Source organism: Pseudarthrobacter albicanus (assembly GCF_018224015.1).
Lineage (GTDB): Bacteria > Actinomycetota > Actinomycetes > Actinomycetales > Micrococcaceae > Arthrobacter > Arthrobacter albicanus.
Map to the genome: position 1 here is coordinate 16931 of NZ_JAGPOT010000037.1, position 20683 is coordinate 37613.

Genomic DNA, 20683 nt, shown 5'->3' on the forward strand with positions numbered 1-20683 from the left:
AGGAGATCCGCCGCAAGGCGCAGTGCAAAGGAGCAGCCATGAGCCTGTCAGGCAAAGTAGCAATCGTCACCGGAAGCGGCCGGGGCCTGGGCCTGGCCTACGCCCGGGAGCTCGCCCGCCAGGGCGCCGCCGTGGTGATCAACGACGTCGACGCCGACGTGGCGGCCGAAGCGGTCGGGACCATCGAGGCCGACGGCGGCCGCGCCGTCGCCGTCGTGGCGCCGGTGGGCAGCACCGAATCCGCCAGGCAGCTCGTGCAGAAAGCCGTGGAGGCCTTCGGCCGGCTGGACATCCTGGTCACCAACGCCGGCATCCTGCGGGACAAGTCCCTGCTGAAGATGACGGACGAGGACTTCGACCTCGTGATCAACGTCCACCTGAAGGGCACCTTCACCTGCGCCCGCGAGGCGTTCGCCTACTTCAAGGAAAACGGCATCGCCGGCCGCATCATCACCATCGGCTCGCCCACCGGGCAGCGCGGCAACTTCGGCCAGACCAATTACGCCGCGGCGAAGGCCGGGATTGTCGGCATGGTGCGCACCTGGGCGCTGGAAATGAAGAAGGCCGGCGTCACCGCCAACGCCGTGATCCCGGTGGCCGCCACGGCCATGACCAAGACCATCCCGTACTTCCAGAAGGCCGTCGAAGCGGACGAGCGCGGCGAGGCCATGCCGGCCTTCTTCCGCCACGAGCTCGGCTTCGGCACGGCCGACGACGTCGCCGGGCTCATTGCCTTCCTCGCCTCCGACGAGGCGGCCGGCATCACGGGCCAGGCCATCGGCGCCGGCGGGGACCGCCTGCAGCTCTGGACCCACCCCGAGGCCGCGGCCACCGAATACCGCGAGGGCGGCTGGGGCTACGCCGACCTGGTGGAGAACTTCGGGAAGCTCTTCGGCGACAAGCTGCAGAGCGTCGGCGAGGAATTCCTCCCGCTCCCCGAAGACCTCAAGCCCGAACCGGCAGAGGTCCGCTGAGATGGCTGCCCAGCGCTACGAACTCAACATCGACGTCGCAAAGATCGACGCGATCGACATGCACGTCCACCTCGAAGTGGACGGCCACGGCCACCAATCCCTGCCGCCAGCCCTCACCGAGGCATCGGCGAAGTACTTCAAGGCCGAGGACCGCACCCCGTCGCTGGACTCCATTGCCGAGACCTACCGCGGACTGAACATGGCCGCCGTCGTGTTTACCGTGGACGCCCGCACCCAGCTCAAGCACGAGCCGAACAGCATTGAGGACCTCATCGCCGGGGCCGCCCGGAACAACGACGTCCTGATCCCGTTCGGCAGCGTCGACCCCCGGACCGGCGCCGGGGCCATCCAGGGCGCCAAGCACCAGGCCATTGACCTGGGCGCCCGCGGCTTCAAGTTCCACCCGTCCCTGCAGGGCTTCGATCCCTCCGACGAACAGTTCTACCCGCTCTGGGAGACGCTGCAGGACCTCGGGCTGCCGGCCATCTTCCACACCGGCCAGAACGGCATGGGCGCCGGGCTCCCCGGCGGCTACGGCATCAAGCTCGGCTACTCCAACCCGCTCCTGCTCGACGCCGTCGCGGCGGACTTCCCCGCGCTGCAGATCATCATGGCCCACCCCTCGGTGCCGTGGCAGGACGAGGCCAACTCGATCGCCACGCACAAGTCCAACGTGTTCATCGACCTCTCCGGCTGGTCCCCGAAGTACTTCCCGGAGTCCCTCGTGAAGATGTCCAACTCGGTGCTGCAGGACAAGGTCCTCTTCGGCACCGACTTCCCGCTCATCACCCCGCAGAAGTGGCTCGGCGCCTTCGCGGACCTGCCGCTCAAGGACGAGGTCCGGCCCAAGATCCTCAAGCACAACGCCGTCCGCCTGCTCGGGCTCGGAGTCTGAGATGAGCACCGAAACCACACTGGCCGCAGGCCAGAAGACGGCAGGCCAGGAGCGGCTCTACGGCGTCTGCGACTATTACGACGCCGAGTCGCTGCTCACCGCGGACGAGCGGCGCGTGCTCGGCAGGCTGCGGGCCTTCCTCGATGAGAAGGCCCGGCCGCTGCTGGCCGAGTACTGGGAACGCGGCGAATTCCCGGAGCAGCTCGCCCGGCCGCTGATCGACCTGGACCTGATGGAACCGGCGGAACTGACTGGCGCCCCGGGTGCAGAACGCAATCCGGCCCGCGGCATCTACCAGGGCTTCCGGATCTTCGAACTCGCCCGCACCGACGCCTCCCTGGCCACCTTTTACACCGCCCAGGCCGGGCTGTTCCGCACGGCCATCCGGGTGGGCGCCTCGGCGCAGCAGCAGGCGCAGTGGATGCCCAAGGTCATCGACTTCTCGCTCAAGGGCGTCTTTTCCCTGACCGAACCGGACTCCGGCTCGGACATCGCCGGCGGGCTCTCGACTACCGCGCGCCGCGAGGGGGACTCGTGGGTCCTGGACGGTGCCAAGCGGTGGATCGGCGGTGCCTCCACCGCCGATGTGCTGGCCGTGTTTGCCCGCGACGTGGCGGACGGCCAGGTCAAGGCGTTCCTGGTCGAGCGCGAGGCGGCAGGCGTGACGCTGGAGAAGATCCACGGTAAAACGGCGCTGCGGATGATGCAGAACGCGCACATCACCCTCGACGGCGTGCGCGTTCCGGAGTCCATGCGGCTGCACAACGTGAACTCCTTCCGGGACGTGGCGGCGATGCTGAAGGCCATGCGCTCGGATGTCGCGTGGATCGCGACCGGCATCCAGGCCGGCGCGTTCGAGGCGGCCCTGCGCTACGTCACGGAACGCCAGCAGTTCGGCCGCCCGCTCGGGTCCTTCCAGCTGGTCCAGGAAAAGCTCGCCCGGATGCTCGGCAACGTCACCGCGTCCCTGTCCCTCGTGGTCCGGCTGACCGAGCAGCAGGCCAGGGGCATCTACCGGGACCAGGACTCGGCCCTGGCCAAGATGCAGACGTCCCTGCTCATGCGCGAAACCGTGGCCCTCGCCCGCGAAGTGGTCGGCGGCAACGGCATCACGCTCGCCACCGACGTCGCCCGCTTCCACGCCGACGCCGAAGCCGTCTACTCCTACGAAGGCACCCACGAAATCAACGCCCTGATCATCGGCCGGGCCCTCACCGGCGAAAGCGCCTTCACCCGCTGACCCCACCACCACCCAACTGAAACAGCACCGCCCCACTCCGACGCCGCCGTCGGACAGTTCCCTACCCCAGCCATCCCTCAGGAGGACACCATGCCCAACCTCGTCGTCGACTTCGACAAACTGCTCACCCTCGCCGGCACCGACCTCGGCACCACCGAATACCGCGAAATCACCCAGGAACAGATCAACAAGTTCGCCGATGCCACGGGCGACGACCAGTGGATCCACGTTGACCCCGAACGCGCCAAGGACGGCCCGTTCGGCGCCCCGATCGCCCACGGCTTCCTCACGCTCTCGCTCATCATCCCGTTCTGGGGCGAGCTGTTCGACGTCGACGGCGTCACCACCAAGGTGAACTACGGGCTCGACAAGGTCCGCTTCACCTCCCCGGTCAAGGTCGGTTCGCGGATCCGCATGCAGTCCACCATCGCAGAGGTCACCGAGGTCAAGGGCGGCGCCCAGATCAAGGTGGCCAACGTCATCGAAATCGAAGGCCAGGAACGCCCCGCCGTCGTGGCCGAGTTCCTCGCCCGCTTCTACAAGTAAAAGCGCCTCTTCAAGGACCCTCCCTCTGTTCAAAGGAACAACCATGTCCGGACTCACCCAGCTTCAAGCCCTTGGCACCGCCGAGCGGCGCAAGGAAGCACGCACCGTCATCGCTTCCAGCTACCTGGGCAGCACCATCGAATTCTATGACTTCCTGCTTTACGCCACCGCGTCAGCCGTAGTCTTCCCCAAGGTCTTCTTCTCCGGCATGGACGACTGGGTGGGGGTGGTGGCCGCCTACGGCACGTTCGCCGCCGGCTACGTGGCCCGCCCGCTCGGCGGGATCATCTTCGGCCACTTCGGTGACAAGCTGGGCCGCAAGGGCATGCTGATCATCTCCATGCTGGTCATGGGCCTGGCGTCCACCCTGATCGGCCTGGTACCGGGAGCCTCGGCCATTGGCCCCTGGGGCGCGGTGCTGCTGGTGATCCTCCGGGTCTTCCAGGGCATCGCCGTGGGCGGAGAGTGGGGCGGAGCCGCCCTGATGGCGCTCGAGCACTCGGAATCGGGGAAACGCGGCTTTGCGGCCTCGTTCGTCAATGCCGGCGCCCCCACCGGCGCCGTCCTGGGCACGCTCATCATGGGCACCTTCTCCGCCCTGCCGAACGACCAGTTCCTCGCCTGGGGCTGGCGCGTGCCGTTCCTGCTCTCCTTCGTGCTGCTGGGCGTGGGCATGTTCGTCCGGCTGAAGGTTTCCGAAAGCCCCATCTTCAAGGCCGCCCTGGAACAGGAAAAGGCAGAGCAGGAAAAGGCCGAGCAGGAGAAGGCGGCGCTCGAAAACAAAGCGGACGCCACAACAAAGCCGGTGATGCCCCTCCTGCAGGTGCTGCGTCGGCCCAAGACCCTCATCTTCACCATGCTCGCCGGGGCCGCGGGTTTCGGGCTTCAGGTGGTCCTGGCCACGTTCGCCGTAACTTACACCGTCTCCAAGGGCGCCGACCGGCAGGGCGTACTGTATGCCTTTGCCGCGGCCTCCCTGGTCTCCATCGTGTTCGTGCTCCTGGGCGGCAAGCTGTCCGACAAGGTGGGCCGGCGGCCGGTGATGATCGGCGGACTGGTGCTCTTCGTCATCTACCTCGTGCCGATGTTCGCGCTGCTCTCCTCCAACAACATCGTGCTGATCTTCGTGGCCTTCGCCATCGGCCTGATGATCCACTCCACCCTCTTCGGGCCGTTGGCGGCGTTCGTGTCCGAGCAGTTCGGCACCACGTCCCGCTACACCGGCGCATCCCTGGGCTACCAGCTGGCAACCCTGCTGGGCGCCGGATTCACCCCTGGCATCGTGGCACAGATCTTCAAGGACTCCGGCCAGCAGACGTCGTCCGTGGTCTGGTTCCTGGCAATCATGTCGGCCGTGTCCATCGTGTTCATCCTCCTGACCCGGGAACCGAAGGACAACGACCTCCAGACGGTCCAGGCCTGACCCTGGCAGGGTCCAGGCCCGGAACCGGCCTCCGGTCCGGGCCTGAACCCGGCACTCCGTACTAACCTCTTTGTAGAAAGGACTCGCCGTGGAGAATTTTGGCATCGGCTCGTGGCTGCAACGTCGCCGCCCCAAGTCGGGCAGCAAGACTGCGCTGATCAGCGGGAACCACGAACTCAGTTATGAACAGTTCGCTGACCGGAGCGTCCGGCTGGCCAATGCACTGCGGGACCGCGGGGTGGCCAAGGGGGACAGGGTGGCGTATCTGGGGGAGAACCACCCCTCGTTCCTGGAGACCCTGTTCGCCTGCGCCAGCCTCGGTGCCATCTTCGTCCCGCTCAACACCCGGCTCGCACCTCCGGAACTGCAGTTCCAGCTTCAGGACAGCGGGGCCGTGGCCGTGGTCCACGCGCGGAGCCTGCGCGAACTGGCTGCCCGCGGATCGGCCGGCACGGCGGTGGCGAGGCTCGTCGCCGTCGACGATTCCCTCGACGTTTCCGCTGACGGCGGCGGCGCGGCCGGCGGCGGCGAGCTGGCTGCCGGCGGGGCGGACGGAGCGGCGGTGGAGGACTTCGAGCAGGTGCTGGCCTCCGGCGCGGACCAGCCCCTCGATGAACCGGTGACCCTGGACGACGGCGCTATGATCCTCTACACCTCGGGCACCACCGGGCGCCCCAAGGGCGCCCTGCTCACCCACGGGAACATCACCTGGAACTGCATCAACGTGATCGTGGACTTCGACTTTTCCGCCGCGGATGTGGCGCTGATGATTTCGCCGATGTTCCACGTGGCGTCGCTGGACATGGGGGTGCTGCCGACGCTCCTCAAGGGCGGCACCGTGGTTCTCGAGCCCAAGTTCAATGCCCGGCGGACGCTGGAACTCATCGAAAAGCACCGGGCCACCACCATCAGCGGCGTGCCCACCACCTACCAGATGCTGTGCGAGGACCCGGCCTGGGAGACCACGGAGCTGGGCTCGCTGAACAAGCTGACGTGCGGCGGCTCCGCGGTGCCCATGCGGGTCCTGGAAGCCTATGAAGCGCGCGGCCTGCGGTTCTCCAACGGCTACGGAATGACCGAAACAGCACCGGGGGCCACCACGCTTCCGGCCGCCCGGTCCCGTGAGAAGGCGGGATCGTCAGGGCTTCCGCAGTTCTTCACGGATGTCCGGATCGCCGGCTTCGACGAACGCCCGGCGGCGCAGGGAACCGTGGGCGAGATCCAGATCAAGGGTCCCAACGTGATTCATGAATACTGGAACAGGCCCGAGGCCACGGCCGAATCCTATGCACCCGGCGGCTGGTTCAAGTCAGGCGATATGGGCTACAAGGACGGGGACGGGTTTGTCTTCGTCTCCGACCGGCTCAAGGACATGATCATCTCCGGCGGCGAAAACATCTATCCGGCCGAAATCGAGCAGGCCATCGCCGAACTCGAGGCGGTGGGAAGCGTCGCCGTGATCGGTGTTCCCGATGAGAAGTGGGGCGAGGTCCCGCGGGCGGTGGTGCTGCTGCGCGAGGGGGCGCAGCTCACCGAGGATCAGCTCAGGACTCACCTGGATGGCCGGCTGGCGCGCTACAAGATCCCCAAGTCCGTGGTGTTCGTCGATGAGATGCCCCGGACCGCCAGCGGCAAGATCAGGAAGGCCGATCTCCGGAAGCTGAGTTCCAGCCAGCAGTGACGCCGGGACGGACGGCGCCCGCCGGGCAGGACCGCTCCGGCGCTCGCCTGCTGGTCAGTGGATCAGTGCCAGCAGGGCGCCCATCGTCACGAACAGCACCCCGAACATCCGGTTGAGGATCTTCTGTCCACGGGCATCGTGGGTGAAGCGCTGGAAGGACCTGGCCGCGGCGGCGAAGAAGAACCACATCACCAGGATGTCGATCCCGATCACCGTCGCGGCCAGGACCAGGTATTGCGGCAGCAGCGGCTGCTCCGGGCGGATGAACTGCGGCATGAAGGCCAGGAAGAACACGACCGCCTTGGGGTTCAGCAGGTTCACCCACACGCCGCGGCGGAACATCGAGAGGGCCGCTTCATTCCGCAGTGCTGCGGCCTTCTCCTGGTCCAGGTCCGGTTTGTGCAGGAACTGCTTGATACCCAGAAGGACCAGGTATGCGGCGCCGGCGTAGCGGATGACGCTGAAGGCCACCGGCGAGCTGGCCACGAGCACCCCGACGCCGAGGGCCACGACCAGGATGTGCACTACCAGTGCCGCCTGCTGGCCCAGGATGCCCCACAGGGAGCGGCGGAACCCCGAGTTCAGGGAATTGCTCATGGTGTTGATTGCGCCCGCGCCGGGCGTGAAGCTGATCAGGACGCCGGCGCCGGCGAGGGCCAGCCATAGGGAAGGTTGCACCCAGCCAGTTTAAGGCCGCGGGGTATCCCACTTTTCCTCTGGCGCTGCCCGCCCGGCCAGCATGCAGATCGTCCATGCGAGGTCACTTACACGAGCGGCCACGGGTAACGCATGCCGGTGCGGTCAACCGGCAGCACCCGGTCGTGCAGCAAGCGCTGCACCCGGCGCTGCAGGGCGGTGACCTCCGCATCGTCGAGGAGTTCGGCCACGTCGGGAGGCACGGCCTCTGCGAGCGGGGTGATGTCCTCCAGCAGGGCATCGGGGATAGGAACACAGGCGAAGTCCCAGATCACGGTGCGCAGTTTGTAGCCTGCCGAGAAGCACAGCCCCTGGTCGATGCCCCACACCCGTCCGTCGTGGCCGCGCAGCACGTGCCCGCTCTTGCGGTCAGTGTTGTTGGCTATGCAATCGAACAGGGCAATCTGCGACAAGACGCCATGGGTCTCGGGTGAGTCCGCGTACAGAGTGAAGTAGTGCTCACGGAAGTCGCACTCGACGAACCACTGCAGCGATCCGATCCCCCGCGGGGAGTCCTCGCGAATCACCGTCGGCGGCACGATTCCCCACTCCAGGTACTCGCTGAGCAGGTAAGCCGCGCGTTCGCGCCGGTACAGCCCGGGCTCGAAGTCGGACAGCGGCCGTTCCCCGGCCTCCGGCTTGTAGACCGCGCGAGCGGAGTCGTCCCCGCAGGAGACCCGGACGAGGAACGTCTCGTTGCTACTTCGCACGATGCGTCCGAGCAGCTCGATGCGGCCCTCGACGAGCAGTGTCAGCTCCCGTCCGGACACCGTCTGTCCCATTTCACGACGCCCTCAGTCCATTCAATGGTTCCAAGGTCGAATTCACCATGAGCACGGCGGGCGCCAGACCCTCCACATACGAGATAACCGAGACCGAGCCAGGGCTGATGACGATCCGCTGGAAGAGGTCCAGATGCGTGCCCAAGGCGTGGGCTACGGCGGCCTTGATCGGGTCGGCGTGGGAGAAGCACACGACGACGCCCCCGGCGTGGGCGGTCCACAGCACCTCGAGCGTTCCTACCATCCGCGCTTGCATCTGCACGAAGCTCTCCCCGTTCGGGAAGCGGAAGGCCGACGGACTGTGCTGTACGGTCTGCCACTGCGGCAGGCCCGCCAACTCGGCCAGCACTGCGCCGGTCCATTCGCCGAAGTCACACTCGATCAGGCCGGCATCCGCGTTCACCTCGAGTCCGATGCTGGCAGCCGTGGGCCGTGCAGTCTCGCAGGCGCGTTCCAGCGGCGAGGAATAGATGGCATCGACCGGAAGACCAGCGAGCCGTTCCGCGACCTGTTCAGCCTGGACCCGGCCCCGGTCGGACAGGTGCAGGCCCGGGGCGCGCCCGGGCAGCACCGTGCCCGTGGTGGGTGTCTCCCCGTGGCGCACCAGAAGGACAAGGGTGCCCTGCGGTCCCGATGGTGGTGTCGCTGGAGCCGACGGTGTTGCTGCAGTCATCAGGATCAAGCGTAGCGTTCGCCGCCTGCCCCATGCTTCGCTTCGCTCAGCACGGGGACCCCGGGCGGCTCTCTTGCAGGGGCCCCGACCGAGCTTGCGAGGGTGGGGGAGCCGCGGAGCGGTATCGTTCACCGCCTACCCCGTGCCTCGCAGGCTCGGCCCGGGGACCCCGGGCGGCTCTCTTACGGCGGCCCAATGCCCGGGAATCTGAGAAATTCGCTCGATCCACCGCACGTTCGAGGACTACCGTAGAGGGGTGAGTGATCGTCCCGATATCTTCACCGTTGGTGAACTGCGTGGAGCCGGCCACGTCCACAAGGACCTGCGCCACGAAATCCGCGGCAACCTGCTCGCCGCGCTCGCCGCTGGCCGCGACCCGTGGCCTGGAATGTATGGTTTCAGCCGGACCGTCCTTCCCCAGCTCGAGCGCGCCTTGATCGCCGGCCACGACGTTGTCCTGCTCGGCGGGCGGGGACAGGGCAAGACACGGCTCCTCCGCACCCTGGTCGGGCTGCTCGACGAGTGGTCGCCGGTGATCGAGGGATCGGAACTGAACGAACACCCGTACGAACCGATCACGGAGCACTCCCGCGCCCGTGCGCTCGCCGAAGGCGACCGGCTGCGCGTTGCGTGGCGCCACCGCTCGGAACGTTACGTCGAGAAGCTCGCCACGCCAGACACCTCCGTCGCCGACCTCATCGGCGACGTCGACCCGATGCGGGTGGCCGAGGGCCGCCGGCTCGGGGACCCGGAAACCATCCACTACGGTCTCGTCCCGCGCTCCAACCGCGGCATCGTCGCCATTAACGAACTGCCCGACCTCGCCGAGCGGATCCAGGTCGCGATGCTCAACGTGATGGAGGAGCGCGATATCCAGATCCGTGGCTACGTGCTGCGGCTGCCGCTCGACGTGCTCGTCGTCGCGTCCGCCAACCCGGAGGACTACACCAACCGCGGCCGGATCATCACGCCCCTGAAGGACCGCTTCGGCGCCGAGATCCGCACCCACTACCCGATAGAGCTGGACGACGAGGTCGCCGTCATCGCGCAGGAGGGGCGGCTGGTCGCCCACGTCCCGCCCGTCATCCTCGAGATCCTGGCCCGCTACACCCGCGCGCTGCGGCAGTCCCCGGCCATCAACCAGACCTCCGGAGTTTCGGCGCGGTTCGCCATCGCGGGCGCCGAGACCGTCGCCGCGGCGGCGTTGCGCCGGGCCAGCATGCGCGGGGAGGACGAGCCAGTCGCCCGGATCGTCGATCTGGAGACCGCAGTCGACGTCCTCACTGGCAAGATTGAGTTCGAATCGGGTGAGGAAGGGCGTGAACAAGCCGTCCTCGATCACCTCCTGCGCACGGCCACTGCCGAAGCCGTGCGGGCGCACTACCATGGTCTCGACCTCGGTCCACTCGTGGCGGCGCTCGACGGCCACACGACCGTGACCACCGGGGAACAGATCACCGCGCGGGAGTTCCTCGAAAACCTCCCGTCTCTTGACGGATCCGGCCTCTACGACGAGATCAGCGGGCGCCTGGACGCGAAAAACGACGGGCAGCGCGCCGCCGCAATCGAACTTGCATTGGAAGGCCTCTACCTCGCCCGGCGGATCTCCAAGGAGTCCGACGACGAGGAGACGATCTACGGCTAGGAATGGTTTACGGCTAGAAATCAGGGATAGGGACAGGCCGCATCATGGGCGTTCACAACCGGTCCTCCACGTACGGCCGGTACACGGGAGGACCCGATCCGCTCGCCCCGCCGGTCGACCTGGCAGAGGCGCTCGACGCGATCGCCGAGGACGTCATGGCAGGCTACTCGCCCCGGCACGCCCTGCAGGAGTTCCTGCGGCGCGGCGGCCGGAACCGGGAAGGGCTCGACGACCTCGCCGGCCGCGTCCAACAGCGCCGGAGTGAACTGCTCAGCCGCCACCGGCTGGACGGCACCCTCAGCGAGGCCCGGAAGCTGCTCGACACTGCGGTGCTGGAGGAGCGCAAGCAGCTCGCCCGCGACGCCATGATGGACAACACCGACCGCGCCTTCCGGGAGATGCAACTGCAGAACCTGCCCGTTTCCACGGCGGCTGCGGTCAACGAACTCGCCTCCTATGACTGGCAGTCGAGCACCGCCCGGGAAGCCTACGAGCGGATCAAGGATCTGCTGGGCCGTGAGGTCCTGGACCAGCGGTTCGCGGGCATGAAACAAGTGCTCGAGAACGCCACTGATGAGGACCGCGCGGCCGTGAGCGAGATGCTGCGCGACCTCAACGAGCTGCTCGGCAACCACCGACGCGGCGAAGACACCGACGCGGACTTTCAGGAGTTCATGTCGCGGCACGGCCGCTTCTTTCCAGAGAATCCACAATCAGTCGAGCAGCTGGTCGACGCCCTCGCCCAGCGCGCTGCCGCGGCCCGGCGGCTCCTGCAATCCATGTCACCCGAGCAGCGGGATGAGCTGATGCGCCTGTCCGCCCAGGCGTTCGGCTCGCCCGAACTCATGGCCCAGCTCGATCAACTCGACTCCAGCCTGCAGGCACTGCGCCCCGGTGAGGACTGGACAGGTTCCGAACGCTTCGAGGGTCAGGAAGGACTCGGGCTGGGCGACGGCACAGGCGTTCTCCAGGACATCGCCGAACTCGACGAGCTGGCCGAACAGCTCTCCCAGTCCTATAACGGATCACGGCTTGACGATCTGGATCTGGATGCCCTCGCACGCCAACTCGGACAGAATGCCGCCGTGACGGCCCGCACCCTCGCGGAGATCGAGCGGGCGATGCAGGACGGCGGCTACCTCCGGCGCGGTGCCGACGGCGACCTCCGGTTGTCCCCGCAGGCCATGCGACGGCTCGGCAGGTCACTGTTGCGGGACACCGCCAAGCAACTGTCCGGCCGGCCGGGGCACCGGGACACGCGTGTCGCTGGCGCGGCCGGCGAACAGACCGGCTCCAGCCGTCAGTGGCAGTTCGGGGACGCCGAGCCGTGGGACGTCACGCGCACCATGACCAACGCGATCAGCCGCACGGTCGCGGACGGCGGTGATCCGGGCCGCAGACTGCGCCTCGGGGTGGGCGACATCGAGGTGACGGAAACCGAAGCGCACACCCAGGCCGCCGTCGTCCTGCTCGTCGACGTCTCATTCTCGATGGCCGCCGAGGGGCGGTGGGTGCCGATGAAACGCACCGCGCTCGCCTTGCACCACCTCGTCTCAACCCGTTTCCGTGGGGACCGGCTGCAGCTGATCACGTTCGGACGGTACGCGCAGTCCATGGACATCGGCGAGCTCACGGCCCTGCCGGCACAGCAGGAGCAGGGAACAAACCTGCATCACGGCCTGCTGCTGGCCAATCGCTTCTTCCGCCAGCACCCGTCAATGCAGCCCGTCCTCCTCGTGGTGACCGATGGCGAACCTACCGCGCACCTGTTGGCGGAGGGCGAGTCATGGTTCGCCTGGCCGCCCGACCCGGAGACAATTCGTGTCACGGTCAGCGAGCTCGACCGCCTTGGGCGTGCCGGCACGCAAGCCACGTTCTTCCGGCTCGGCGACGACCCCGGTCTTGAGCGGTTCGTCCAGCGCATGGTCCGCCGAATCGACGGCCGGGTCGTCGCGCCCGAGGCTGGGGATCTCGGGGCTGCCGTTGTGGGGGAGTACCTCCGCGCTCATTTCCGCGGCCGCCCCTACGACGACGCCGACTGGAGCCCGTAGGTGAGAACCATGTTCCCCTTGCTGGTCTGTTGGGACGACTGCAGCTCCAGCCGGGTGACCGGGTCGCCGTCGTTGAAGAGCCGCCGGCCGCTGCCGGCGATGACGGGGTGGACGATAAGCATCAGCGAGTCGAGCAAGCCCGCGAACAGCAACTGGCGGACCAGCGAGATGCTGCTGAAGACGCCGATTTCGCCGCCGTCGCCGTTCTTCAGGTCCGCCACGAAGTCCTCCAGCGGCCCGCCGATCAGGCGCGAATTCTGCCACTCCAGCTCTCCGGACAGGGTCCGGGAGGCGACAAATTTCGGTAGCGCATTGATGAACCCGGCGAAATCGGTGTCGCTTTCGGCATTCGGCCAGTAGTCTGCCCACTGCTCGTACCCGACGCGGCCCAGGAGCCCGGTCTCGATCCGGCCCATCATCTCGCCCATCCCGGTGCCCAGCTCCTCGTCGAAGCTGTCGAACTGCCAGAGGAACGGGTCTTCAGCCACTCCGTCCACGGAGCAGAACAGGCCGGCCGTCACTTTGCGCATGGGGTCTCCTTAATCGCGGGTCCTTTCGAGCACCCTACCGGGAGATCGAAAGGCAGGGAATGGCTGGCTGCCAGAGGCCTGCCCCGAACGACGGCGGTGCCGCCGCCCGGAGCAGCCTGCCGGCAGCCTTGTCCCTCAGCCCTATCCCGCAACTGCGGCTGCCGTCAGGATCAGCCGTTGGAGGTGTAGCCGTCAGTGGCCGAGCCGCCCGAGCCTCCATGGCCCCTGCCGCCGCCTTGGCCTTCCTGGGTTCCGGTGACCGTGAAGTTCGCATCGAGCAGGACGGTGGCGCGGGTGCGGTCCGCCTTGGTGATGTGGGCTTCATAGGTGGCGCCGTCGGCGTCGGTTTCCATCCTTTCGATCGTCGCATCCGGCTGGGCGGCCTTGACGGCCGCCTCGACCTTCGTGGCGGTGTCGCCGGTGAGGATTTCCTCGGTCTTGCCGTTGGCCTGGTGGGGGCCGCGGGCACCCGTGCCGCCGTCGGACGTTCCGTAACCGTCCGCGGCGGCGGTGGCGGTCGACGTCGAAGTGCCGCTGGCGTCGTCGGCCATCGCCGGGAGGGCCGCCGCACCGATTGCGCCGCCGCTGATGACTGCGGCGAGCATGATTCCTGCAGTGGTCTTGTTGATCTTTGCCATCTGGATCTCCTTTGCTGGGGCCCGGTTCCCGGGCCGGCCGAGCTTTCGGCCTGCAACCAGCCTCGGGCGCGGAGGTATGGCGGGACTTTGGGGTGGCTGTGGTGGCGCTGTGAGTGGCGGCTCGGCCCCGTTGCTGCGGCCTCGTGTCCCGAAGCGGTCCGTCATTTGCCGCAAATGGCCGTTAGGAAGCCGCCCTTTCCGGCCATTTCCGGCAATCCGAGGGTGGCCTGCCATGGGAGGCTTCTCGTCCACAGGCCCGAGCCTGGATCTGACGAAGTCACGCCCGGGCGATGACCTCGCCGTTGGGGATCAGGAACCAGCCGTCGTCGGTGGAGCCCCAGCGGTGCCAGCCGGCGGAAATCCGGGCCAGGTCGGCGGCGTTGGCGAAGCCGTATTCGAAGGCCTGGTCCGCGAACGCCGAATGCAGGACCCGCTCGCCCCACACCCGCGCCTGCCACCGGCGCTGCTGCCCGGTGGCATAGAGCCAGTTGCTGCTGGAGGGTGCGACGTCGGTGAACCCGGCGGACTGCGCCCACGACACCAGGCGCCGGCCGGCGTCGGGTTCGGCCCCGTTGCGGCGGGCGATGCGCTGGTACAGCTCCATCCATTCGTCCAGCTCCGGGATGGCGGGGTACCAGCTCATGCCGTGGAAATCGGCGTCGCGCACCGCCACGATCCCGCCGCGCCTGGCCACCCGGCGCATCTCCCGCAGCGCGGCCACCGGATCCGTCAGGTGCTGCAGCACCTGGTGAGCATGGACGACGTCGAACGTCTCGTCGTCGAACCCGAGGTCGTAGATGTTGCCGGCGACGAACGTGACGTTCTGCACGCCGCGTTCGGCGGCCAGGGCGGTGGCCTGGGCGACCACCTCGGGGGAGCGGTCCAGCCCGGTGACCTGGCCAGGGGCGACGAGTTCGGCGAAATCGCAGGTGATGCTGCCCGGTCCGCAGCCGACGTCGAGCACCGAAACCCCGCGCGTAAGGTGCGGGATGACAAAGGCCGCGGAGTTCTCCGCCGTCCGTGAGGCATGGGCGCGGACCACCGACTCGTGGTGCCCGTGGGTGTAGACGTCTTCCGGCTGCTGGTCGCTCATAGGAAGACGCTACCCCTCCGCGGCGGCAATCGGGTGCCCAAGCAGCCAGCAACCGGGTGGCGATGTGCGATCGGCGCCTGTCACGCCCGGCAGTCTTTTGGATGCCGGGCGGGGGAGCGGCCGCGGAATCCCGGGGTCGCCGCCTGCCCGCCCGGCTAAGACTCTGCCCTGCGTGACGCGGCCGCCGCCGCAGACGCAGACGAGGCCTGTCCGGCGGCGGCCTGCTCCCGCCACCAGCCCACGGTCGCGGCGGCGGCCTCTGTCAGCGGCGTGGGCCGCAGGCCAAGGGCCGCCTCGCTGGCGCCGGAATCCATCACGAACGGCCGCTCGAACTGGTAGAGCGTCTCGGCGAGCTCCTTCATGCCCGGCGAGAACCACCCCGCCGCCCGCACCACCCAGCCAGGAACAGCCGTGACGCGCGGCGCGCGGACACCGGCTGCCGCGGCGAATGCTCCGGCGATCTGCCGCTGCGTCAGCGCCGGCCCGGTGGGTGCGTGCCACACCCGGTTCCACAGCGCAGGGGTCCGGGCCGCCGCGATCATGGCCGCGGCCAGATCCGGGACGTAGGTGAAGGAATGCGGCTGGGAGGCGCTGCCGATCACCTGCAGGGACTTGCCCGCCAGCACCGGCCGGACCACGCGCTCGCCGGCATGGGAGCCGCGGACCCTCGGCCCGAAGAAGTCGCCGGCCACGACGCTCACGGTATCCGCGGGGGACGCTGCCCGGGCGCGGAGCAGCCCCGTCCGCACTCCGCGTTTGCCGCCGCTTGCCTCGCGCGGACCATCCTCGCGCATAGTCCGTTCCGGCTCGCTGTAGGCGTACAGGCTTTCCGGAAAGACGACGACGGCGCCCGCACCAGCCGCCGCTGCCAGCACCGTCTGCTCGGCTGCCGCGAGTTCCTTTTCCCAGGCCTTGGCGCTGTACTGCGAACCATGGATGCAGTGGAAGACGGCCCCGGCTCCGGCAAAGGCGTCGCCAAGTTGCCCGGCATCCGACACATCCACGGGCCGCCTCTTGATCCGGGCACCGGCTGGGCCGCTTCCGGACCGCGTCAGGACCCGCACCCGGTGGCCGGCCGCGGCCAGTTGCTCGGCGACCGTCCAGCCGACCGGGCCTGCTCCGTTGACCACAAACAGCTCAGACGGTCCGGACACGCCAGACTCAGTAGCTTCAGTTTCGGACCCTTCAGATTCGCTCACTGGTCTCCCTCTCAGTTGTGAGAGCAGTGCTCTCACAACAAGAATGGCGCCGATGCGAGGGGAAGTCAAGAGCGGTGCTCGCATTTGTTGACAGTGCTCTGCATTGTGGAATGCTGGAACCATGCCCCCCGCGACAGCCAGCCCCGCGAAGCCCCGCACGCCCCGTGAGCGGGCGCGCGCCCGGACGGTTGCCGACATCATCCGGCTGGGCCGGGAGCACCTGGCGCTGCACGGGGCGGCGGCGCTGTCCCTCCGTGCGGTGGCACGGGATCTCGGTGTGGTCTCCTCCGCGGTGTACCGCTACGTGGAGAACCGCGAGGAGCTGCTGACGCTGTTGCTGATCGACGCCTACGGCGAACTGGGCGACGAAGTGGATGCCGCCGTCGGCGCCCTGCCGGAAGGCGACTTCGCCGGACGGTTCCGGGCGCTCGGACTGGCCGTCCGGAACTGGGCCTTGCGCGAGCCTGCCCGCTACGCCCTGCTGTTCGGCAGTCCGGTGCCCGGCTACCGCGCGCCGCCCGAGCGGACCACCGGCCCCGGAACCCGGGTCATCTACGCGCTGATGGCCATCTTCGACGGCGCCTACCGGGCAGGCCGGCTGACCGCGGCAGGCCACCCGGCCGCGGCCGTCGCGCCCACGCTGGGCCCGGGGCTGGCGGCGGACCTGGCGAAAATCCGGGCGGCACTGGGGCTTGCTGTCCCCGATGCGCTGCTGGCGCGGGGGGCGCTGGTGTGGACCTCGCTGTTCGGTGCCATCAGCTTTGAGGTCTTCGGCCAGTATGGCCCGGACACTTTCGCCGCCCGTGACGAGCTCTTCGCCCACCATCTTGGTGTGCTGGAAGGCGTGGCAGGCCTTCCTGGCCAGGCCGCCTAGGCTGCGTCCCGGCGCCTCTGTTGCCTCCGCGCGGTGCTCGATAGACTGCCACTGCGCCCTCCCGGCGCGCCCGATGCTTCCAGGAAGGATCCGTCCATGTCTGAAGAGAGCATGTCTGAAAACAGCGAGTTTGACCGCACGGCAGCAGAACAGCGGCGGGGCGCCACGCCGGTCCCCGCCGAACGCGCCCCCGCCGAACGCGCCGCCGCCGAACGCGCCGCCGCCGAACGCGCCGCCGCCGAAGCCGAGGACACAGAACCCGCCCCCGCCGAAGGCCAGTACGTCGAGGGCGACTACGGCACAGCGGGGGTGACCGGCGTGAATCCGCCCACGGCCGCAGAGGGCGAATACCCCACCGGCGACTACGGCACGGCGGGCGTGGCAGGCACGGCGTCCGTCGGCGCCGAGGCCGGCGATTACCCTGCGGGCGACTACGGCGCGGCCGGCGACGTCGGCGAGCCGGCCGCCGTCGGTGACGCCACCGTTGAGGAGCTGGCCCCCGCCGGGGAGCCGGCCCCCGCCGGGGAGCCGGCCGCCGTCGGCGACGCTGCCGCCGAAGAGGGCGAGTATCAGGAAGGCGACTACGGCGCCGCAGGAACCGCAGGAACGGCAGACACCCAGCGGGCAGACCAGCGCCGCAGCGACAACACGGAAGTCGACGACATCTAGTCCACGCGAGGCATTCGCGCAGGGCGAACACCCGTCGCCCTGCGGCTTCCGCCTGCGGAATTCCGGGAAAAACGGCCGCTGGGACGGTCCTCCGGGCCGGCGCCGATCCAGAGTTGAGTCACATCCACTCAACTCTGGATTGACTTAAATCCGGCCCTGGGTAAAGTTGAGTGTAGATCGCTCAATCACGGCCGGACCTCCACGTCCGCAGCCAGACCCAGCAGGTTTCCCAGAAAGAAGGAAGCAACATATGTCACGTGCAGTAGGAATTGACCTCGGAACGACCAACTCCGTCGTCTCCGTTCTCGAAGGTGGCGAGCCCACCGTCATTGCCAACGCCGAGGGTGGCCGCACCACGCCGTCGGTCGTGGCATTCTCCAAGTCCGGCGAGGTCCTGGTCGGCGAGATCGCCAAGCGCCAGGCCGTCAACAACATTGACCGGACCATTCATTCCGTCAAGCGCCACATGGGCACCGACTGGACCGTCGCCATCGACGACAAGAAGTACACGGCCCAGGAAATCTCGGCCCGCATCCTGATGAAGCTGAAGAACGACGCCGAGTCCTACCTCGGCGAAAAGGTCACCGACGCCGTCGTCACCGTCCCGGCCTACTTCAACGACGCCCAGCGCCAGGCCACCAAAGAGGCCGGCGAAATCGCGGGCCTGAACGTCCTCCGCATTGTCAACGAGCCCACCGCGGCCGCGCTGGCCTACGGCCTGGACAAGGGCAAGGAAGACGAACTCATCCTCGTCTTCGACCTCGGCGGCGGAACCTTCGACGTCTCCCTCCTCGAGGTGGGCAAGGACGAAGACAACTTCTCCACCATCCAGGTCCGCTCCACCGCCGGCGACAACCACCTCGGCGGCGACGACTGGGACCAGCGTGTTGTCGATTACCTGCTGAACCAGCTCAAGGTCAAGGGCATCGACCTGTCCAAGGACAAGATCGCCCTGCAGCGCCTGCGCGAGGCCTCCGAGCAGGCCAAGAAGGAACTCTCCTCCTCCACCAGCACCAACGTCTCCCTCCAGTACCTCTCCGTCACCCCCGACGGCCCGGTCCACCTGGACGAGCAGCTGACCCGCGCCAAGTTCCAGGACCTGACCAAGGACCTGCTGGACCGCACCAAGAAGCCGTTCCAGGACGTCATCAAGGAAGCCGGCATCAAGCTCTCCGAGATCGACCACATCGTGCTCGTCGGCGGCTCCACCCGCATGCCGGCCGTCTACGAGCTGGTCAAGGAACTCGCCGGCGGCAAGGAGCCGAACAAGGGCGTCAACCCGGACGAGGTCGTCGCCGTCGGCGCCGCCCTGCAGGCCGGTGTCCTCAAGGGCGAGCGCAAGGACGTGCTGCTGATCGACGTCACCCCGCTGTCCCTGGGCATTGAGACCAAGGGCGGTGTCATGACGCACCTGATCGAGCGCAACACGGCCATCCCCACCAAGCGGTCCGAGACCTTCACCACGGCGGACGACAACCAGCCGTCCGTGGCCATCCAGGTCTTCCAGGGCGAGCGCGAGTTCACCCGTGACAACAAGCCGCTGGGCACGTTCGAACTGACCGGCATCGCGCCGGCACCGCGCGGCGTCCCGCAGGTCGAGGTCACCTTCGACATCGACGCCAACGGCATCGTGCACGTCTCCGCGAAGGACAAGGGCACCGGCAAGGAACAGTCCATGACCATCACCGGCGGCACCGCGCTCTCCAAGGAGGACATCGACCGTATGGTCCGTGACGCCGAGGAGCACGCCGCGGAGGACAAGGCACGCCGCGAGGCCACCGACACCCGCAACACCGCCGAGCAGCTCGCCTACTCCGTGGACAAGCTGATCGCCGACAACGCTGACAAGCTGCCGGAAGAGGTCAAGACGGAGGTCAAGGCCGACGTCGACGCCCTCAAGTCAGCGCTCGAAGGCACCGACGACGCCGCCGTGAAGACCGCGTTTGAGAAGCTGCAGGCTTCCCAGACCAAGCTCGGCGAGGCCATCTACGCCCAGGCCGGTTCCCCGGACGGCGCCACGGGCACCCCGGGCGCACCCGAGGGTGAGCCGGCCGCCGGATCCGACGAGGACATCGTCGACGCCGAGATCGTTGACGAAGAAGAGAAGAAGTAACCATGCCCCATCACGGCAACGAAGACGAGCACAGTTCTTCCGAGAACCGGGGCCACGGTAACGAGCAGGAGAACGAGCCGCAGAAGCCGATCATCCACGACAACCGCAAGGTTGATCCGGAGACCGGCCAGGCCCGCCACCCTGACCAGGAGCGCGCCGCAGCAGGGGACTCCGGTTCAGGGGACGCGCTGTCCCAGGCCGAGGACATCCTCAACAGCGTTGAGGTGCCCGCCGCGGAATCGGTGGCCCAGGGTGCTGTCTCTGCCGAAGCGGAGGAGCTGAAGGACGATCTCCGCCGGCTGCAGGCCGAATACGTCAACTACCGCAGGCGCGTCGAACGCGACCGTGCCGTGGCAGGGGAGATGGCCGTCATCGGCGTCCTGAACTCGCTGCTCCCGGTACTGGACGACGTCGACGCCGCCCGCCAGCACGGTGACCTCGCCGACGGCCCGTTCGCCGCGATCGCCGCCAAGCTGGAGAACGCGCTGCAGACGTATGGCCTGGTGCGCATCAACGAGACCGGAGTGGAGTTCGACCCCACGATCCACGAGGCCCTCATCCAGCAGCCCGGCGCGGACGTCGAGATCGACACCGTCAGCCAGGTCCTGCGCACGGGCTACAAGTCCGGTGACCGGGTGCTCAGGGCAGCACAGGTTATCGTCGCGGTACCCGCGTAAAGTGAGCTGACACAGCGCGAAGCGGGACATGGGCCCCGGGAGTGGCTTCGGGCCTGCCGGAGCGTGGTGGCTTGGTCCGCAAGGACCAAGCCACCACGCGAAGGGGCGGGGGCCCATGTCCCGCTTCGCGCAACCCAAGCAAGACTTTTGAAAGGAAACGCCATTGGCTAGCCAGGACTGGGTGGACAAGGACTTCTACAAGATCCTGGGTGTCGCCAAGGACGCTTCCGACGCCGACATCAAGAAGGCCTACCGGAAGCTCGCGCGGCAGCACCACCCGGATA

20 protein-coding genes are annotated in these 20683 nt (G+C 67.9%); 13 read left to right on the forward strand and 7 right to left on the reverse strand.

The annotated features are described in order from the left end of the window. Positions 1-38: 38 nt before the first annotated feature. The 6 genes from J9611_RS10055 (at position 39) to J9611_RS10080 (ending at position 6759) form a co-directional block, all read left to right on the forward strand. Positions 39-974, forward strand: a complete 936-nt coding sequence (locus tag J9611_RS10055; protein ID WP_211879800.1) for an SDR family NAD(P)-dependent oxidoreductase — start codon at positions 39-41, stop codon at positions 972-974. 1 nt (position 975) lies between these two features. Further along, entirely contained in the window at positions 976-1869 is an 894-nt protein-coding gene (locus J9611_RS10060) for an amidohydrolase family protein (protein WP_211879802.1), read from the forward strand. Position 1870: 1 nt separating this feature from the next. Further along, entirely contained in the window at positions 1871-3109 is a 1239-nt protein-coding gene (locus J9611_RS10065) for an acyl-CoA dehydrogenase family protein (protein WP_211879803.1), read from the forward strand. A gap of 90 nt (positions 3110-3199) precedes the next feature. Beyond that, entirely contained in the window at positions 3200-3655 is a 456-nt protein-coding gene (locus J9611_RS10070; RefSeq protein ID WP_211879805.1) for a MaoC family dehydratase, read from the forward strand. Between the two features lie 43 nt (positions 3656-3698). Continuing rightward, the gene (locus J9611_RS10075; RefSeq protein WP_211879807.1) at positions 3699-5078 is read left to right on the forward strand and encodes an MFS transporter; all 1380 of its coding nucleotides are present in this window, start codon (positions 3699-3701) and stop codon (positions 5076-5078) included. An 88-nt stretch (positions 5079-5166) separates the two neighbouring features. Next, positions 5167-6759 (forward strand): acyl-CoA synthetase, encoded by a 1593-nt coding sequence (locus tag J9611_RS10080; protein ID WP_211879809.1) that lies wholly within the window; start codon positions 5167-5169, stop codon positions 6757-6759. 54 nt (positions 6760-6813) lie between these two features. On the opposite strand, the gene J9611_RS10085 is transcribed toward J9611_RS10080, so the two are convergent. The 3 genes from J9611_RS10085 to J9611_RS10095 form a co-directional block, all read right to left on the reverse strand. Beyond that, on the reverse strand, positions 6814-7437 hold the full coding sequence (locus J9611_RS10085) for a LysE family transporter (RefSeq protein WP_211879811.1): 624 nt from the start codon (positions 7435-7437) through the stop codon (positions 6814-6816). Between the two features lie 86 nt (positions 7438-7523). After that, complete coding sequence (locus J9611_RS10090) at positions 7524-8237, reverse strand: SCO1664 family protein (protein WP_246527627.1); 714 nt, start codon at positions 8235-8237, stop codon at positions 7524-7526. A gap of 1 nt (position 8238) precedes the next feature. Further along, positions 8239-8910, reverse strand: coding sequence for an MSMEG_4193 family putative phosphomutase (locus J9611_RS10095; RefSeq protein WP_211879812.1), 672 nt, complete (start codon positions 8908-8910; stop codon positions 8239-8241). Positions 8911-9166: 256 nt separating this feature from the next. Between J9611_RS10095 and J9611_RS10100 the strand changes: the two genes are divergently transcribed. Together J9611_RS10100 and J9611_RS10105 are read left to right on the forward strand one after the other, a co-directional pair. Beyond that, the gene (locus J9611_RS10100) at positions 9167-10555 is read left to right on the forward strand and encodes a sigma 54-interacting transcriptional regulator (RefSeq protein WP_211879814.1); all 1389 of its coding nucleotides are present in this window, start codon (positions 9167-9169) and stop codon (positions 10553-10555) included. A gap of 44 nt (positions 10556-10599) precedes the next feature. After that, positions 10600-12606, forward strand: coding sequence for a vWA domain-containing protein (locus J9611_RS10105; RefSeq protein WP_211879816.1), 2007 nt, complete (start codon positions 10600-10602; stop codon positions 12604-12606). Here J9611_RS10105 and J9611_RS10110 read toward each other — a convergent pair. The 4 genes from J9611_RS10110 to J9611_RS10125 all read right to left on the reverse strand — a co-directional run bounded on the left by J9611_RS10110 (position 12579) and on the right by J9611_RS10125 (position 16003). Then, positions 12579-13136 (reverse strand): dihydrofolate reductase family protein, encoded by a 558-nt coding sequence (locus J9611_RS10110; protein WP_211879818.1) that lies wholly within the window; start codon positions 13134-13136, stop codon positions 12579-12581. The two genes, J9611_RS10105 and J9611_RS10110, sit on opposite strands and share 28 nt — an antisense overlap. Before the next feature lie 170 nt (positions 13137-13306). Next, the gene (locus tag J9611_RS10115; RefSeq protein ID WP_211879820.1) at positions 13307-13774 is read right to left on the reverse strand and encodes a hypothetical protein; all 468 of its coding nucleotides are present in this window, start codon (positions 13772-13774) and stop codon (positions 13307-13309) included. Positions 13775-14051: 277 nt separating this feature from the next. Further along, positions 14052-14867: a methyltransferase domain-containing protein gene (locus J9611_RS10120; RefSeq protein WP_211879821.1), complete on the reverse strand. Its 816-nt coding sequence runs from the start codon at positions 14865-14867 to the stop codon at positions 14052-14054. Positions 14868-15022: 155 nt separating this feature from the next. Beyond that, positions 15023-16003 carry an NAD-dependent epimerase/dehydratase family protein gene (locus J9611_RS10125; RefSeq protein WP_246527632.1) on the reverse strand — a complete coding sequence of 327 codons (981 nt, stop codon included), beginning with the start codon at positions 16001-16003 and terminating at the stop codon, positions 15023-15025. A gap of 184 nt (positions 16004-16187) precedes the next feature. Here J9611_RS10125 and J9611_RS10130 point away from each other — a divergent pair, with 184 nt between their 5' ends. The 5 genes from J9611_RS10130 to J9611_RS10150 form a co-directional block, all read left to right on the forward strand. Beyond that, a complete protein-coding gene (locus J9611_RS10130; protein WP_211879825.1) occupies positions 16188-16940 on the forward strand; it encodes a TetR/AcrR family transcriptional regulator in 753 nt (250 codons plus the stop codon). Between the two features lie 96 nt (positions 16941-17036). Next, entirely contained in the window at positions 17037-17609 is a 573-nt protein-coding gene (locus J9611_RS10135) for a hypothetical protein (protein WP_211879826.1), read from the forward strand. Between the two features lie 250 nt (positions 17610-17859). Beyond that, positions 17860-19722, forward strand: coding sequence for a molecular chaperone DnaK (gene dnaK / locus J9611_RS10140; protein WP_211879828.1), 1863 nt, complete (start codon positions 17860-17862; stop codon positions 19720-19722). A gap of 2 nt (positions 19723-19724) precedes the next feature. After that, positions 19725-20399: a nucleotide exchange factor GrpE gene (locus tag J9611_RS10145; RefSeq protein WP_211879830.1), complete on the forward strand. Its 675-nt coding sequence runs from the start codon at positions 19725-19727 to the stop codon at positions 20397-20399. Between the two features lie 163 nt (positions 20400-20562). Further along, on the forward strand, positions 20563-20683 hold a 121-nt coding region (locus tag J9611_RS10150; RefSeq protein ID WP_211879833.1), incomplete at its 3' end, for a DnaJ domain-containing protein.

Coding starts and splice junctions, on each gene's coding strand:
- J9611_RS10055 (WP_211879800.1), top strand. CDS start 39: ATGAGCCTGTCAGGCAAAGTAGCAATCGTCACCGGAAGCGGCCGGGGC.
- J9611_RS10060 (WP_211879802.1), top strand. CDS start 976: ATGGCTGCCCAGCGCTACGAACTCAACATCGACGTCGCAAAGATCGAC.
- J9611_RS10065 (WP_211879803.1), top strand. CDS start 1,871: ATGAGCACCGAAACCACACTGGCCGCAGGCCAGAAGACGGCAGGCCAG.
- J9611_RS10070 (WP_211879805.1), top strand. CDS start 3,200: ATGCCCAACCTCGTCGTCGACTTCGACAAACTGCTCACCCTCGCCGGC.
- J9611_RS10075 (WP_211879807.1), top strand. CDS start 3,699: ATGTCCGGACTCACCCAGCTTCAAGCCCTTGGCACCGCCGAGCGGCGC.
- J9611_RS10090 (WP_246527627.1), bottom strand. CDS start 8,237: ATGGGACAGACGGTGTCCGGACGGGAGCTGACACTGCTCGTCGAGGGC.
- J9611_RS10095 (WP_211879812.1), bottom strand. CDS start 8,910: ATGACTGCAGCAACACCGTCGGCTCCAGCGACACCACCATCGGGACCG.
- J9611_RS10105 (WP_211879816.1), top strand. CDS start 10,600: ATGGGCGTTCACAACCGGTCCTCCACGTACGGCCGGTACACGGGAGGA.
- J9611_RS10110 (WP_211879818.1), bottom strand. CDS start 13,136: ATGCGCAAAGTGACGGCCGGCCTGTTCTGCTCCGTGGACGGAGTGGCT.
- J9611_RS10115 (WP_211879820.1), bottom strand. CDS start 13,774: ATGGCAAAGATCAACAAGACCACTGCAGGAATCATGCTCGCCGCAGTC.
- J9611_RS10120 (WP_211879821.1), bottom strand. CDS start 14,867: ATGAGCGACCAGCAGCCGGAAGACGTCTACACCCACGGGCACCACGAG.
- J9611_RS10130 (WP_211879825.1), top strand. CDS start 16,188: ATGCCCCCCGCGACAGCCAGCCCCGCGAAGCCCCGCACGCCCCGTGAG.
- J9611_RS10135 (WP_211879826.1), top strand. CDS start 17,037: ATGTCTGAAGAGAGCATGTCTGAAAACAGCGAGTTTGACCGCACGGCA.
- dnaK (WP_211879828.1), top strand. CDS start 17,860: ATGTCACGTGCAGTAGGAATTGACCTCGGAACGACCAACTCCGTCGTC.
- J9611_RS10145 (WP_211879830.1), top strand. CDS start 19,725: ATGCCCCATCACGGCAACGAAGACGAGCACAGTTCTTCCGAGAACCGG.